Annotated in this window: 16 protein-coding genes; 15 read left to right on the forward strand and 1 reads right to left on the reverse strand. The window is 25.5% G+C overall.

All coding sequences use genetic code 11. The features are described from left to right. Nucleotides 1-38: 38 nt before the first annotated feature. Entirely contained in the window at nt 39-776 is a 738-nt protein-coding gene (locus tag AYC60_RS02825; RefSeq protein ID WP_067321027.1) for a toxin-antitoxin system YwqK family antitoxin, read from the reverse strand. Nucleotides 777-921: 145 nt separating this feature from the next. Between AYC60_RS02825 and AYC60_RS02830 the strand changes: the two genes are divergently transcribed. The 15 genes from AYC60_RS02830 to AYC60_RS02900 all read left to right on the forward strand — a co-directional run bounded on the left by AYC60_RS02830 (nt 922) and on the right by AYC60_RS02900 (nt 15,679). Continuing rightward, nucleotides 922-2,124: an aspartate kinase gene (locus tag AYC60_RS02830; RefSeq protein WP_067321030.1), complete on the forward strand. Its 1,203-nt coding sequence runs from the start codon at nt 922-924 to the stop codon at nt 2,122-2,124. 7 nt (nt 2,125-2,131) lie between these two features. After that, nucleotides 2,132-2,959, forward strand: a complete 828-nt coding sequence (locus AYC60_RS02835) for a hypothetical protein (RefSeq protein ID WP_067321033.1) — start codon at nt 2,132-2,134, stop codon at nt 2,957-2,959. A gap of 1 nt (nt 2,960) precedes the next feature. Further along, complete coding sequence (dapA, locus tag AYC60_RS02840) at nt 2,961-3,827, forward strand: 4-hydroxy-tetrahydrodipicolinate synthase (protein WP_067321036.1); 867 nt, start codon at nt 2,961-2,963, stop codon at nt 3,825-3,827. A gap of 2 nt (nt 3,828-3,829) precedes the next feature. Next, on the forward strand, nt 3,830-4,612 hold the full coding sequence (gene dapF / locus AYC60_RS02845; protein ID WP_067321038.1) for a diaminopimelate epimerase: 783 nt from the start codon (nt 3,830-3,832) through the stop codon (nt 4,610-4,612). Further along, nucleotides 4,612-5,598 (forward strand): aspartate-semialdehyde dehydrogenase, encoded by a 987-nt coding sequence (gene asd, locus AYC60_RS02850; RefSeq protein WP_067321041.1) that lies wholly within the window; start codon nt 4,612-4,614, stop codon nt 5,596-5,598. The genes dapF and asd overlap by 1 nt, the downstream gene beginning before the upstream one ends. A gap of 58 nt (nt 5,599-5,656) precedes the next feature. Next, entirely contained in the window at nt 5,657-6,229 is a 573-nt protein-coding gene (efp, locus tag AYC60_RS02855) for an elongation factor P (RefSeq protein ID WP_067321043.1), read from the forward strand. Nucleotides 6,230-6,320: 91 nt separating this feature from the next. Next, the gene (locus AYC60_RS02860; RefSeq protein WP_067321046.1) at nt 6,321-7,151 is read left to right on the forward strand and encodes an endonuclease/exonuclease/phosphatase family protein; all 831 of its coding nucleotides are present in this window, start codon (nt 6,321-6,323) and stop codon (nt 7,149-7,151) included. Beyond that, the gene (locus tag AYC60_RS02865; protein WP_067321047.1) at nt 7,141-8,490 is read left to right on the forward strand and encodes an MATE family efflux transporter; all 1,350 of its coding nucleotides are present in this window, start codon (nt 7,141-7,143) and stop codon (nt 8,488-8,490) included. The genes AYC60_RS02860 and AYC60_RS02865 overlap by 11 nt, the downstream gene beginning before the upstream one ends. A 10-nt stretch (nt 8,491-8,500) precedes the next feature. Next, nucleotides 8,501-10,027, forward strand: a complete 1,527-nt coding sequence (locus AYC60_RS02870) for a deoxyguanosinetriphosphate triphosphohydrolase (protein WP_067321050.1) — start codon at nt 8,501-8,503, stop codon at nt 10,025-10,027. Next, nucleotides 10,027-10,668 carry a TrmB family transcriptional regulator gene (locus AYC60_RS02875; RefSeq protein ID WP_067321052.1) on the forward strand — a complete coding sequence of 214 codons (642 nt, stop codon included), beginning with the start codon at nt 10,027-10,029 and terminating at the stop codon, nt 10,666-10,668. Before AYC60_RS02870 ends, AYC60_RS02875 begins: the two co-directional genes overlap by 1 nt. Beyond that, nucleotides 10,668-11,450: a site-2 protease family protein gene (locus AYC60_RS02880; RefSeq protein ID WP_067321055.1), complete on the forward strand. Its 783-nt coding sequence runs from the start codon at nt 10,668-10,670 to the stop codon at nt 11,448-11,450. Before AYC60_RS02875 ends, AYC60_RS02880 begins: the two co-directional genes overlap by 1 nt. A gap of 9 nt (nt 11,451-11,459) precedes the next feature. Beyond that, complete coding sequence (gene trmL / locus AYC60_RS02885; protein ID WP_067321057.1) at nt 11,460-11,978, forward strand: tRNA (uridine(34)/cytosine(34)/5-carboxymethylaminomethyluridine(34)-2'-O)-methyltransferase TrmL; 519 nt, start codon at nt 11,460-11,462, stop codon at nt 11,976-11,978. After that, nucleotides 11,975-12,445 (forward strand): dihydrofolate reductase, encoded by a 471-nt coding sequence (locus AYC60_RS02890; protein WP_067321059.1) that lies wholly within the window; start codon nt 11,975-11,977, stop codon nt 12,443-12,445. Before trmL ends, AYC60_RS02890 begins: the two co-directional genes overlap by 4 nt. After that, the gene (metG, locus tag AYC60_RS02895) at nt 12,438-14,312 is read left to right on the forward strand and encodes a methionine--tRNA ligase (RefSeq protein WP_067321061.1); all 1,875 of its coding nucleotides are present in this window, start codon (nt 12,438-12,440) and stop codon (nt 14,310-14,312) included. The genes AYC60_RS02890 and metG overlap by 8 nt, the downstream gene beginning before the upstream one ends. Nucleotides 14,313-14,320: 8 nt before the next feature. Further along, nucleotides 14,321-15,679, forward strand: coding sequence for a tetratricopeptide repeat protein (locus AYC60_RS02900; protein WP_067321064.1), 1,359 nt, complete (start codon nt 14,321-14,323; stop codon nt 15,677-15,679). Nucleotides 15,680-15,681: the final 2 nt, after the last annotated feature.

Raw genomic sequence — 15,681 nt, forward strand, 5'->3', positions numbered from 1 at the left:
TTTCAATAGAAAAGGGAAAACGAGTTTTCCCTTAATATTTATTCTATTCTTTCTCCTACTTTAAATCCAAATTCGTAATCAATTACTAATTTAGTACCGTCTTCTCTATGATAAATAGAAGGACCAAAAAGTTTTCCATCTCTATATGAAATATCTTTGTACATAGTACCATTTTCATTATAATATTTATGTCTTCCATCTTTTTTATTTCTTCTAAAGTTTCTTTCTGAAACTAAATTACCTTTTTCATCATAATCAAACCAAGTTGATTTTTCAGGTAAAGCACCCATATGTTCTCTATAATATTCAATTAACATTATTTTTCCATCTTCATGAAAAAATACTTGTTCACCAACATGGTGGTTGTCTACAAAATGTTCTATAGATAATAGACGAGGACTATCAAAATTAGGATTGTCATTAAATATCCATTTATTTTTTTCAAATAATCCATTTTTTAAAGTGAAAATTGATGTTTCATTATTTGCATAAAGAATATAGTTACCATTTCTTTTTGAAGTTTTAGTTTCATCGTTAGCAAGCTGCATATATTCATTAGGATTTTCTATACTGTTTTCAGAAATTAATACACCATTTTCATAATTTTCTGATTTAATAACTATACCTGATGGATCTAAAGTTATTTTTTTCCCATCTAATAATCCATCTTTAAAATTTGCAATTCCTACGATTTCTGTTAAGTAATCAATAGATCTAAGTAACTTATATTCTCCATTTAATATTGGATTTTTGTTTAAACCTGAATATACTTTCATAAAGAACCTCCATAAATATTTCTATATAATATATTATAACTTGAAAATCTTAAAATGGAAGAGATATTTTAAAAATATTTTTTACTATGCAACTTAATATAAAATGTGGTAAAATATATATAAAAGCATAATGTTAGGAGAAGTTATGAGTAGAGAAATTGTTGTACATAAATATGGAGGTAGTTCTGTAGCAACCACTGAAAAAATAGTTAACATAGCTAAACATTTAATTGAAGTAAAAAAAAGTGGGAAAGATTTAGTTGTAGTTGTATCTGCTATGGGTAAAACTACTGATGGATTAATTAAACTTGCAAAAGAAATATCACATGATCCTGATAAAAGGGAATTAGATAGATTAATGTCAACTGGGGAGCAACAAACTATAGCATTACTTTCTATGGCCTTAATTGAGCTTGGACAAAATGCTATATCGCTTACAGGTGAACAGGCAGGAATTAAAACTCTTGGATTACATACGAAAAATACTATAGAAAGTATTAATAATGAAATAATATTAAAAAATCTTGATGAAGGTAAAATAGTAATAGTAGCAGGATTCCAAGGTGTAAATGAAAATGGAGATATAACTACTCTTGGTAGAGGAGGATCAGATACTTCAGCTGTTGCCTTAGCCTGTTCATTAAATGCAGAATGTAAGATATATACAGATGTTGATGGGATATATACTATAGATCCTAGGGTTTATGAAAATTCAAAAAAAATACAATATATTTCATATGAAGAAATGATGGAACTTGCATATTTGGGTGCTGGTGTTATGGAACCAAGAGCTGTTGAGCTTGGATTTAAATATGGGATAGAAATATATGTTGGAAAAACTTTAGGCGAAAATAACGGAACAATAATTACTTTTAAGGAGAAAATTATGGAGAAAAAAGAAATTAGAGGAATTTCTATTAATAAAAATATATTAATGGTAACTTTAGATGGTATACCAACTTATGCAAGAAATCTTTATCCAATATTCAAAAAAGCCTCTGAATATGGAGTTATTATAGATATGATAAGTCAAAATGACGTAATAGCTGAAAAAGGAAGTATAGCTTTTACTTCTCCTAGAACGGATGAAGAATCTCTTAGAAAAATGTTTAAAGAATTAGAATGTAATTATGAAATATTAATTAATAGTAATGTAGTTAAAGTTTCACTTGTTGGAATAGGTCTTGCAACATCTATTAATACTATTTCAAAAATTTTTGAAGTATTGTCAGAAAACAATATTAGTTTTCATCAAATATCTACGTCAGAAATTACTATTTCAATAGTTGTAGAAGAAACAATAGCTGAAAAAGTTGCTAGATTACTTGCTAAAAAATTTGAATTATAGGAGTAATATGAAAAAATATATATTATTATTACTATTTGTTTTTTCTTGTTCATCTATATCTGATAAAGTTACTATAGATGCAAAAGATTACAGAAGAATTAATAAGGAAACAGAATATGATTATCTATATTCTAATTTAGAAAAATCTGATTTTTATTATGATAGAGAATTTTTTAAAATACTAAATGAAATGCAGGATGAGTTTGAATCTTATGTAAAGGTAAAAGAAATATATACATTACCTGGTTTAATACTTAAAAGACTTAATGTTTCAAAAGAAAATTTAAAAAAAATGTATAATTTAGAAAAAATAAATCCTTTAGTATATAATTACTTATCTTTACTTGAATTAAAAAGAGAAGATTTTACTAATGCATATAATAATGCATGGATATCTAAAACTGCAAAACATAATTATCTTTCAGACGAGATATTTATGTATATAAATATAGTTTTTGATGAAAAAGAAATGTTTGAAGAAGTTTTAGTAAATATGGAAAATATTTATAAGGATTATCCTCTTAATAAATATAATAGATTATTATATGATTTATTATATAATTTTTCTAAAGTAAGTGAAGAAGATTTTAAAAATACTAGAAAAGAAATTAGAAAAATAAATAAGAATTTTTATCCTGAATTACAAGGATATGTTATAGAGTTGTTAATGATGTTAGATTTATTACAATCAGAATATTATTTTTCAAAGAAAGATGTTGCCTCATTAATAAAATTAAGAGATGAAATAAATAAAACTGAAATTAAAGATAAAATAGATTTAGGAAAAATAAATAATAATTTAGATTATTATATCAAAAAATTATTGGAGGAATAGTATGAAATATTCAAAAAGTTATGTTGCATTAATTACACCATTTGATAAAAATTTAAAGGTAGATGTGGAAAAAATAAAGGAGTTAGTAAACTTTCATATAGAAAATATGACTTCAGGTATAGTAGTTTGTGGAACTACTGGAGAAGCAGCAACTTTAAGTGAAGAGGAATATATTTTAGCTATTAAAACAGTTGTAGATGAAGTTAAAGGAAGAATAAAAGTTGTTGCAGGAGCAGGCTCTAATTCAACAGAAAAAGCTGTATATTTAACGAAATTATGTAAAGATTTAGGAGTACATGCTGTATTATCTGTAACACCATATTACAATAAACCAACACAAAGAGCAATAATTAATCATTATATGAAAATTGCAGAAGTTGGTATAGATGTAATTTTATATAATGTTCCATCGAGAACAGGGGTTAATATGGATGTGGAAACTACAGTTTTACTTTCAAAAGTTAAGAATATAGTTGGTATTAAAGAAGCTACAGGAAATATAGATCAGATGATAGAAATAGTTAATAGAGTAGATAAAGATTTTTCAGTAATATCTGGTGAAGATAATTTTATGCTACCTATGCAAGCTATAGGTTCATGTGGTGTAATATCTGTTACAGCAAATGCACTTCCAAAACAAGTTGCAATGCAATTTGAGTTAACAGGTGAAGAAAGATTTGATTTACATAAATTTATGTACAATATACATAAATCTATGTTTATAGAAGGTAATCCAGTAACAATTAAAGCAGCTATGAATGTTTTAGGAATATTAGAAAATGATTTTGTAAGAGAACCTTTACTTAGTTCAACTGAAGAAACTAAAAAAGAATTGATAAAACTATTTTCTAAAAAAGGATTGATATAAATATGGAATTTGAAAAATATAGTGGCTTAGGAAATGATTTTATTATAACAAAAGAAGAATTAAGTATTGAAGAAGTAGTTAAGTATTGTGAAAGAAGAAAATCTATAGGTGCAGATGGTATAATAATTTTAAAGAAAAAAGAAGAAAATTATTATATGCATTTCTATAATGCAGATGGAAGTTTAGCATCTATGTGTGGTAATGGTATAAGATGCTATGTACATTATTTATATAATCACAACTTAGTTTCAAAAGATGATGAGATACTAATAGATACATTATCAGGGATAAAAAAAATTAGAATAATTAATGATGATAAAAATGATTTTTGGGTATCTGTGGATATGAATAAAGCAATAAATACTACTGAAATAAAAGAAATAAAAGCTCTAGATAGAAAATTTGAATATATTTATACATTTACTGGTACAGATCATGTAGTTATATATATTGATAAAGAAGATTTGAATGAAGAATTTGTAATAAAATATGGGAAAAATATTGAGCAAAATAAAGAAGTATTTCCAAAAGGAACTAATGTTAACTTTGTTTATGTAAAAAATATGGACGAAGTTGAAATAATGACTTTTGAAAGAGGTGCAGGACTTACTCTAGCTTGTGGAACTGGAGCTAGTGCAGTAGGATATATTTCTAATAAATTAGGCAAAACGAATGAAAAAATTAAAGCTAAATTATTAGGTGGAAATTTAGAAATAGAATTAAAAAATGATACTATCTATATGAATGGACCAAGTGAATTGATATATAAAGGAAGTGTTGAGTAATGAAAAATATTGCTATAGTTGGTGCAACAGGTCTTGTTGGAACTACATTTTTAAAAGTTATAGAAAAAAGAAAAATAAAATTTAATAAACTATATCTATATGCTTCAAGTAGAAGTGCTGGGAAAATTATTAATTTTATGGGTAAAGATTATGAGATAATAGAACTAAAAGATGAAAATATTAAAGATGATATTGATTTTGCATTATTTTCTGCAGGAGGATCAACTTCTTTAGAATTTGCTCCTAAATTTGCTGAAAAAGGTGCTACTGTAATTGATAACTCAAGTGCATGGCGTATGGATGAAGATGTTCCTTTAATAGTTCCTGAGGCAAATATAGAAGATGCTGAAAATGTAAAAAAAGGTATAATAGCAAACCCAAATTGTTCAACTATACAAGTTATACCTGTATTAAAAGTTTTAGCAGATAAATATGGTTTAAAAAGAGTAATATATTCAACTTATCAATCAGTTTCTGGTGCTGGAGTTAAAGGTTTAGATGATTTAGAAAAAAACTTGAAAGGTGAAGAATCTACTAACTTTCCAAGCCAAATTGCATTTAATTTAATACCTCAAATAGATGTATTTTTAGATAATGGATATACTAAAGAAGAAATGAAAATGGTAAATGAAACTAGAAAGATATTACATTTACCCGATTTAAGAGTAAGTGCAACTTGTGTAAGAGTTCCTGTTAGATATTCTCATTCAGTTTCTATGAATGTTGAAATGGAAAATGCATTTGATTTAGATGAAGTTAAAGAATTACTTTCAAAATCAAATGGAGTAGTTTTAGTAGATGATGTAAAAAATAATATATACCCTATGCCTATAATGACAGAAGGAAAAGATGAAGTATTTGTGGGTAGAATAAGACGTGATGAAACTGTGGATAATGGTTTAAATTTATGGGTTGTTGCAGATAATATTAGAAAAGGTGCAGCAACTAATGCAGTTCAAATATTGGAATTATTATTAGATAAATAATTTACATAATAATAAAAGTAGTGTATAATACTATAGAAGAATTTTAAGGAGGAATATAATGAAAGCAGCAATGGAATTAAGACAAGGTAATGTATATGTAAAAGAAAATGTACCTTATTTAATTTTAAAAGCAGACAGACATCAATCAACTTCAGGTAAAAAAGCTAGGGCAGCAGAAATGAAGTTTAAAATTAAAGATTTAATTAGTGGGAAAGTACAAGAAATTACAGTTTTATCTACTGAAATGATTAATGATATCATTTTAGATAGAGCACAAATGCAATTTCTATATCAAATGGATGGGGAATTTTTCTTTATGAACCAAGAAACATTTGAACAAATGACTTTAACAGAAGATGATTTAGGAGATGCAACAGATTTTTTAGTTGATGAAATGGTAATACAAGTATTATTATATGAAGAAAGAGCAGTAGGTGTAGAACTTCCTAATACAGTGGTAAGAGAAATTACATATACTGAACCTGGATTAAAAGGAGATACTATAGGTAGAGCTACTAAACCAGCTACTATAGAAACTGGATACCAATTACAAGTTCCTTTATTCTGTAATATAGGAGATAAGATTAGAATAGATACTCGTACTGGTGAATATATGGAAAGAGCAAATTAAAGACTAGTTTATTCTAGTCTTTTTTTAATTGAATAAAATTGTAAAATAATGTATAATTAAATATACGAGTAATAAGAAATGAGGGAGTGTTTTGAGAAGAATTTTTAAGATATTTTTATTCATAATTTTCTCAATAAATATTTGGGCGGAACCTATATTGCTTGCAAGTTTTAATGCAATGAAATTAGGTGAGAATGAAAAAGACTGGATATCTATGGCAAAGATAGTATCAAAATTTGATATAGTTTCTATACAAGAAGTTATGAATGAAAAAGGTTTAAATAAATTAAGGGAAGAAGTAAAAAAATATACAAATGAAGAATGGGGATATTTAATATCAGATGTACCAGTAGGTTCAAGAGAGTATAAGGAATATTTTGGTATATTGTATAAGAAAAATAAAGTAAATAAAATAATTTCTTTAGGTACTTATCAAGATGGTAAATCTGGTTATTTCATAAGAGAACCATTCGGTGCATTAATAAAATCAAATAATTTTGATTTTGTTGTAGTTTCTGTACATTCAATTTATGGTAAAGATAAGGTAGAAAGAGAAATTGAAGCTAGTAGATATCATAAAGTATATAAATATTTCTTAGATAAATCAAAAGAGGAAGATATAATATTATTAGGAGATTTTAATCTACCAGCAAATTCTAAGGCTTTTAGATATTTTAAGGATACTTTTAAGGTTAAAGAAGCTTTAAATCCTAATAGTAATAAAACTACTATGTCTGATAGAGGACTTGCTAATTCTTATGATAACGCTTTCTTTAATAGAAATAATTTAAAAGAATATACTGGTAGATTTGGAGTATATAATTATACTAAAAATAATTATGAACAAGTAAGAAAATATATTTCAGATCATTTAGTTATATTTATGGAGTTTGAAAACGAGGGAGACTTGGATGATAAATAAAAAAGATATGAGTATTTACAAAAAAATACTTATAATTGGAATACCTGTTGCTTTGGAAAATTTGGTATATAATTTGATAAATTTTTTAGATAATTTTATGGTTGGAAAAGAAAATCCAGCTTTAGGGTTAGGTACTAATGCAGTTTCTGGACTTGGTATTTCTAATCAAATATTTTTTGTATATATAATTTCATTATTTGGATTATTTAGTGGTGCTGGTGTACTTTCAGCCCAATATTATGGAAGTAAAAATTATTCTAAAATGAATAAAATTTTAGGATTTTTATCTGTAACTTCATTAATGATATCTATTCCTTTTGTAATTATAGGATTAACAAATCCTGATATTTTATTACAATTTTATACTAAAGATCCTATGGTTTTAATACAAGCTAGAGAGTATTTCAAAATTGCTTGTTTTACATTTCCTTTAGCGGGATTAGGGTTTGTATTTAGTATGCAATTAAGAGTTATTAGTGAATCTAAGTATTCTTTTTATGCTTCTATAGTTGGATTAATTGTAAATTTATTTGGAAATCTGTTATTAATACCAAGAATAGGTGTTAAAGGAGCTGCTATAGCAACAGTAATAGCAAGATTATTTTCACTAATATATATGATATATCAAGTTAAGAAAAATAAATTCCCAATTTTATCAAGTATAAAGGAAACTCTTAGTTTTGAGTTTAAATTAGTGAAGGAAATTATAAGTATCTCATTCCCTACATTTATACATGAATTTATATGGGTATCAGGATTAACTTTTAGAACTTCAATTTATAGTAATATGGGTGCAGTTGAGTATTCATCTATAGTTATAGCATCAACAATTTCATCTATATTATTTAGTATGTTTAGTGGAGTTTCTAATGCTGCATCTGTATTAGTAGGAAATGAATTAGGAGCAAATAACTTAGATAAAGCAAAAAAAATAGCGAGCCTATGTTTTAGATTAATGATATTATTAGGAATATTTTCTGCTATAATGGTAAATATTATATCTCCTATAGTACTTAATTTAATGAAGCCTGAGGTAGAACTTGCAAGACTTACAAGACTTGTAGTATTAAGTGAAAGTTTATTATTACCATTTAAAGGATTAAATTTATTAGTTATAGTTGGAATTTTAAGAGCAGGTGGAGATATTTTCTATGCTATGATGCTTGACTTAATAAGTATGGTAGGACTTTCAGTACCTCTTACTTTATTAGGTAGATATTTACAATTACCAATAAATATTATTTATCTATTAGGTGGTAGTTCGGAATTATTTGTATTCCTACCATCAATATTAAGATACAAACAAAGAAAATGGTTAAAAAGAATAATAAGAGAATAGAGGTGATGTTATGAATTGGAAAACATTATTATCAACAAATACAAGACGTGCTAGAAGTAGAATAAAATCAAGTGATATTAGAAATGATTTTGAGAAAGATTATCACAGAGTAATATCTTCACCATCTTTTAGAAGATTACAAGATAAGACACAAGCTTTTCCTCTAGAAGAAAATGATTTTGTTAGAACAAGACTTACTCATTCACTTGAAGTTTCATCTTTTGCAAAATCTATAGCACAATCAATAGGAAAAAGAATAATAGATGATAAGTTAGATAAGGATTTTGGATATGAAGAATTAAATTCAATTTCAACTATTTTATCTTCAGCTGCTTTAATACACGATATAGGGAATCCACCTTTTGGACATTTTGGTGAAGATACTATTAGAATGTGGTTTTCAGACTTTATAGAAAAAAGAGAAGTAAAAGACTATAATGGTGAATTAAAAAAATTAAAAGATCTACTTACTCCTCAAATGATAGGAGATTTTGAAAATTATGAGGGTAATGCTCAAGCTATAAGAGTTGTATCAAAGTTACATTTTTTAGTAGATGAGTATGGAATGAATTTAACATATGCACTTTTAAATACTTTAATAAAATATCCTGTTTCTTCTGAGGATATAAATAAGGAAAGTGGAAATATTAAAGATAAAAAAATGGGATTTTTCCTTGCTGAAGAAGATGTATTTTTAGATGTAGTTAAGTCTACTGGAACATATGATGAGCAAGAAAATAAGATTTATAGACATCCATTAACTTTTTTACTTGAGGCTGCAGATGATATAGCATATATTACGGCGGATATAGAGGATGGACTTAAGAAAAAATATCTTGATTACTATAATTTAGAAAATACTTTAAAGGAATATGGTTTTGATTCAGGAGATGTATTTTATGATAGATTAATAAAATATAAAGAAGAAGGAAAGAAAAATGGATATAGAAATGTACATAGCTATGCATCTAGTAGATGGATAATTTCTATACAAGGTTTGATAATAAAAGATGTAGTTAATAATTTTATTAATAATTATACAGAAATAATGAATGGAACATATACTAGAGAATTACTTGCTGATGGAAGATCAGCTAAAATAGTAAAAATGTTAAAAGATACTGCAAGAAAATATATTTTTGAATCTAAAAGAAATAATAAAATGGAATTAACTGCAAATATAATGATAAATTTCTTATTAGATAAATTTGTAGAATCAGTGATATATTATGATACAATTTTTGAAAAAGAAAATAGTGTTCACAGTAAGTATAGAATAATATTAAGTGATAATCAAAAATATATTTATCATGTATATGCAAATGAATATGAGAAAAAAGAACGTGCTAAATTAATTACAAAAATTGAAGAAGGAAAGTTAGAAGGTAATAAAAAAGAAAGACTAGAACAAGAATATGAGAATAAAATATATAATTATAAACTATATCTAAGATTATTACTTGTTACAGATTATATATCTGGTATGACGGATTCATATATTAAAACAACTTATCAAGAATTAATGGGGATAAAATAATGGAAAAAGAACTATTATTAAAACAATTAGTTGATATAGGTATTACAGAAATTGAAGCAAAAATTTATTTGCATCTATTAAAAAAACCAGGAGAAAATCCAACTCAAGTTTCAAAAGAAGTAGATATTTCAAGAAGTATTTCATACAAATATATGCAAAAAATGGAAGAAAAAGGGATGCTTAAACTTATTCCAGCTCAGGATGATTCTAAAAATTACGTAGTAATTAATCCTAATATATATTTTGCAGAATATGAAAAAAATTTTTTGAATAATATTAATAGTTTGAAATTTACCTTAGATAGCATGTATAATAAGTATAATAGAGAAGGTATGTATCTTTTTGATAGAATTGATAATTTAACATATAAGGTAATTGATTTAATTAATAGCGCAGAAAATATTATTGTAGTTATTGGTAATATATATGATGAAGTTATAAGAGAAAAATTAAAAAAAATAGAAGAAAAATCAATATTAGTATATATTTTAGAAGATATAAGTAGAGATGAATTTATTATTATTAAAGATAATGTTGAAATGGTACTTAAAGATAATCTTAATATGATATATACTAAAAACAGTTTACTAATAAATCAAATTAGTAAAAGAATTAAAATGGAAATGGAGAAAAAAAAATAATGTTTTTTATAGTAATAGTAACATTACTTGTTTTAAGTTTAATTATATTTTTACATGAATTTGGACATTTTTATACTGCAAAAAAATTTAATATGCCAGTATCTGAATTTTCTATAGGTATGGGGCCTTTAATTTATAGTAAATTAAAAAATGGAACACAATATAGTTTAAGAGCTGTACCTATAGGTGGTTATGTCTTAATTGATGGTATGGTTGAAGCAAGTAAAGAAGATAAAGAATTTAAAGATTATACTGATGAAGAGATTATAGAATATAATTCAAAAGGCTTTATGTCACACTCAAAGTTGGAGAAAATTATAGTTTTACTTGCAGGAGTAATAATGAATTTTATTACAGCATTAATAGCTTTTGTAATATTAATGTTAATAACAGGTCAGCCAATAATTAATGCTTTCTATATGTTTGCTAAAGTATTTGGTGCAACATTTATGGGACTAAAGATGTTATTAACTGGAGCAGCTAAAGCTAAGGAAATGGTTGGTCCAGTGGGATTACCACTAGTTTTTGCAGAACAAATTAAAACGCAAGGTTATTTAGTTCTAATTCCATTATTTTCTTTATTATCAATAAATATTGGTATACTTAATTTATTACCTATACCAGCTTTAGATGGTGGACGTATAATATTTGTTCTATTAGAATTTTTTGGTATTAAATTAAATAAAAAATTAGAAGAAAGAATACACACTATAGGAATGATATTATTGTTATTACTTATGGTATTTGTTCTATTTAACGATGTAAAAAAATATATATTTTAGGGGATTAAAATGAATATAGTATTATTTCAACCAGAAATGCCATATAATACTGGTAATATAGGAAGAAGTTGTGTTATTACGAATACAACATTACATTTAATAAAACCTTTGGGTTTTGAAATTGATGATAAACAAGTAAAAAGATCAGGACTTGATTATTGGAAATATGTAGATTTGAAAATTTGGGATTCATTTGAAGAGTTTTTAGCTAACAAAGGAGAAGGCAAAATATATTTTGCTACTACTAAAACTAATCAAAAATATACTGATGTTACTTTTGGTAAGAATGATTACATAATGTTTGGACCTGAATCACGTGGTATACCCGAAGAAATTCTTAATAAATATAAAGACCAAAATATTACTATTCCTATGCTTAAAATAGGTAGATCATTAAACTTATCTAATTCGGCAGTAATAATACTTTATGAAGCATTAAGGCAGCAAAATTTTGAATTTGATATGGATGAAAATAGAGTTGATGAAATTAGAACAGAACTTACTATTAAAGGAGCCACTCATAAGTGATACATATAGTTGCAGCCGTAGGTAAGAATCAAGAAATAGGCAAAGAAAATAGAATGCTTTGGAATTGCCCTGAGGATTTAAAATTTTTTAGAGAGTTAACTTTAAACAATAAAATATTTATGGGTAGGAATACTTTTGAATCTATAGGTAAACCTTTAGATTTTAGAGAAAATTATGTGATAAGTAAAACATTGAAAAATATACAAGGAATAAATATTATTGATAATATTGAATATATATTATTAAATTACTTAAATAGTGATGAAATAATTTATGTTATAGGTGGAGGAAGTATATATAGCCAATTGATAGACTATGCAGAAAAAATATATATATCAAAAATTGATGAAGAATATTTAGATGCTGATACTTACTTTCCAAAAATAGATGAAAAAAAATATAATAAACAAGAAATAATATATAATACATTTAAATTGTATATATATACAAGGAGGACTAATGAATAATTTCTACATTACAACGCCAATTTATTATCCTAATGCTAAACCACATATAGGTACAGCATATACAACAGTTATTTGTGATGTTGTTGCAAGATACAATAGATTAAAAGGTAAAAATGTTAGGTTTATAACAGGAACAGATGAACATGGACAAAAAATACAAGAATCAGCTGAAAAAAATAATGTAACTCCTCAAGAGTGGGTAGATAAAATGAAAGAAGATTTTGTTAAGTTATGGGAAGTGCTTAATATTGATTATTCAGAATTCGTAAGAACTACTAGCTTAAAACATGAATTTACTGTAGGAGACATAATAAAAAAAGTATATGAAAATGGAGATATTTATAGTGGGGAATATATAGGTAAATATTCTGTTAGTGAAGAAACTTTTGTTACTGAATCTCAATTAGTTGATGGACTATATATGGGTAAACCAGTTATAGATATGAAAGAAAAATCATTCTTTTTTAAATTGTCTAAATATGAAGATAAATTATTAAAATTTTACGAAGAAAATCCAGAATTTATTAAGCCAACAAATAGAAAAAATGAAGTTATATCTTTTATAAAACAAGGATTACAAGATCTTTCTATATCAAGAACTACTTTCAATTGGGGTATCCCTTTAGAATTAGAAAAAGGTCATATAGTTTATGTTTGGTTTGATGCATTAAATTCATACCTTACAGGTGCAGGATACAATAGTGAAAATTTTGATGTATATTGGAATAATTCTGAGGTAGTTCATATGGTAGGTAAGGATATACTGAGATTCCATGCAATTATTTGGCCTGCAATGCTTATGGCAGCAGGAATTAAATTGCCTACTACTTTAGCAGTGCATGGTTGGTGGACTAAAGATGGTCAAAAAATGTCTAAATCATTGGGGAATGTTGTAGATCCTATAGATGAAGTAAATAAATATGGATTAGACCAATTTAGATATTTCTTATTAAGAGAGGCAACTTTTGGTCAAGATGCAGATTACTCTAATTCTGCAGTTATACAAAGAATAAATTCAGATTTAGCTAATGACTTAGGTAATTTATTAAATAGAGTTATTGGAATGCAAAATAAATATTTCGATTCCATAGTTTATGGTATTGATAAATTAAATGATTTAGATAATGAGATAATTAAATTATGGGAAGAGACTTTAATTAATGTTGATAATTACTATAATGAATATAATTTTTCTGAAATGTTAAAAACAATATGGAAATTTATTTCAAGATTAAATAAATATATAGATGAATCTGAACCATGGACTTTATTTAAAAACAATGATACAGATAGACTTAAAACAGTCTTATATAACTTAATAGATGGAATATATAAAATAGCGGTATTAATTTCACCTATTATGCCGGATTCTGCTAATAAGATTTTAGAACAATTATCAATAGAAAATAAAGATATTTTATTAGATGATATAAAAGATTTGGCTATTTATCCTGTAAATAATAAGTTAAATAAGGCTGAAGTTTTATTTCCAAGAATAGAATTACCTAAGTCTGAATTTGAAGAAAATTTAGTAATTAATAACCCTATTAATATAGAAAAATTTAATGAAATTGATATAAGGGTTGTCGAAATAAAGAAAGTTGAAAGAGTGACTGAAAATACAGCATTACTTAGATTTATTGTAGATACTGGAACTGAATTGAGACAAATAGTATCTGGTATTGCAAGACATTATAAAGATGAACAAAGTTTAGTAGGTAAAAAAGTTATAGCTGTCTTGAATTTAGAACCAGTTGAGATTAAAGGAATACTTTCTCAAGGTATGTTACTAACTACTGCTGAGAAGAAAAAGGTCTCTTTAGTATTAATTGATGATGCAGTCAAAGTTTCAACTAGTATAAAATAGGAGTATTGATGAATAAAAATAAAATACTAAAAGAAATTTCTGTAATACTTATTTTTTCTTTGTTAATTGTATTGGTATTTCAATATAAAAAGTGGAGTTTTGATAGTAAAACTTTTGACTATATAGAAGATGGTATAGTAAGTATATATAAGGAAGATAATGAATCTACTTTGAAAAATTTTGAAAAAGCTTTTATAGGAAATGATGAAAATATATTTGAAGTAATTAATTATTTAGGTGATGAAGAGATACTAGATAAATTTTATGAAAATAAAACAGGTAAATCTAATGGATATGCTGAGTATAGAGAAGCTACTTTATTAATTTTTAGTAATAAGCTTGAGCAAGCTATAGATAAATTAAAAGAGGCTGCATCATTTGGCAATGTAGGAGCGACTTCATTTTTAGCTACATATCTTTATTCTTTAAAGAGATATACTGAGGCATTTGAATATTTTGAAATGGCATATAATCAAAATAATTATACTGTTTATCCAAACTATAAAGATATGAGAGATCATTTAGAAGAATTTAAAAAAATGGAAGAGTTGTATATTAAATACAATCAGAATAAGATACAGGATTATGAAAGATATGCTTTAGGTAAATTTTTATTAGATAGAGATGATGTAGGAGAAGCGTATAAGATTCTAAAACCATTTTTAGAAGAAAATAACAATGATGCTTTATTTGCTAAAGCGAGTTTTCTAGAAATGGAGGGAGAAGTAGAAAATGCAATAAAAATTTATAGAGATCTATACATTAATCATAAATATGCTAGGGCAGCAATAAAATTAGTTGAAAATTCTGATTTAACAACAAAAAATAAAAGAGAAAAAGCTATAGAAATTCTTGATGAGATTAAAGAAAGTAATAAAGATATTCAATTTATGAAAGCAAATTTATTATATGAAAATGATGATTGGAAAAAAGCTAAAGAAATTTATGATGATTTAGTATTATCAGATTATGTTCCAGCATATAGTAAATTAGGGGAATATTATGAAAATAGTGATGAAATTAATAAAGCTTTAGAAATGTATAAGAAAAGTTTTGAAAATGGTAATTTAAATGCTATACTTAGCTATCACTCTTTATTAAAAAATCTTGCCATTACAACTGGAAGAGATGTAGATATAAGAAACTATAAAGATGAATTAAAAATTGCTTCAAAACTTGGACTTGGTGCTGCAAGTTATGAAATTGCTGTATTAACTAATGATAGTTATGAAAGAAAAAAATATGCAATAATTGCTTTATCTCAAGAAGAGTTAAAATCTTTAGAATTATTAGTAGATTTAGCTAATAAAAATGGTGATAAAGAAAAAATTATGGTTTATACAAATATATTAATAAATAATAAATAAAA

Origin of the sequence: Streptobacillus felis (assembly GCF_001559775.1) — a bacterium.
In the GTDB taxonomy this organism is placed as follows: domain Bacteria; phylum Fusobacteriota; class Fusobacteriia; order Fusobacteriales; family Leptotrichiaceae; genus Streptobacillus; species Streptobacillus felis.

Coding starts and splice junctions, on each gene's coding strand:
- AYC60_RS02825 (WP_067321027.1), bottom strand. CDS start 776: ATGAAAGTATATTCAGGTTTAAACAAAAATCCAATATTAAATGGAGAA.
- AYC60_RS02830 (WP_067321030.1), top strand. CDS start 922: ATGAGTAGAGAAATTGTTGTACATAAATATGGAGGTAGTTCTGTAGCA.
- AYC60_RS02835 (WP_067321033.1), top strand. CDS start 2,132: ATGAAAAAATATATATTATTATTACTATTTGTTTTTTCTTGTTCATCT.
- dapA (WP_067321036.1), top strand. CDS start 2,961: ATGAAATATTCAAAAAGTTATGTTGCATTAATTACACCATTTGATAAA.
- dapF (WP_067321038.1), top strand. CDS start 3,830: ATGGAATTTGAAAAATATAGTGGCTTAGGAAATGATTTTATTATAACA.
- asd (WP_067321041.1), top strand. CDS start 4,612: ATGAAAAATATTGCTATAGTTGGTGCAACAGGTCTTGTTGGAACTACA.
- efp (WP_067321043.1), top strand. CDS start 5,657: ATGAAAGCAGCAATGGAATTAAGACAAGGTAATGTATATGTAAAAGAA.
- AYC60_RS02865 (WP_067321047.1), top strand. CDS start 7,141: ATGATAAATAAAAAAGATATGAGTATTTACAAAAAAATACTTATAATT.
- AYC60_RS02870 (WP_067321050.1), top strand. CDS start 8,501: ATGAATTGGAAAACATTATTATCAACAAATACAAGACGTGCTAGAAGT.
- AYC60_RS02875 (WP_067321052.1), top strand. CDS start 10,027: ATGGAAAAAGAACTATTATTAAAACAATTAGTTGATATAGGTATTACA.
- AYC60_RS02880 (WP_067321055.1), top strand. CDS start 10,668: ATGTTTTTTATAGTAATAGTAACATTACTTGTTTTAAGTTTAATTATA.
- trmL (WP_067321057.1), top strand. CDS start 11,460: ATGAATATAGTATTATTTCAACCAGAAATGCCATATAATACTGGTAAT.
- metG (WP_067321061.1), top strand. CDS start 12,438: ATGAATAATTTCTACATTACAACGCCAATTTATTATCCTAATGCTAAA.
- AYC60_RS02900 (WP_067321064.1), top strand. CDS start 14,321: ATGAATAAAAATAAAATACTAAAAGAAATTTCTGTAATACTTATTTTT.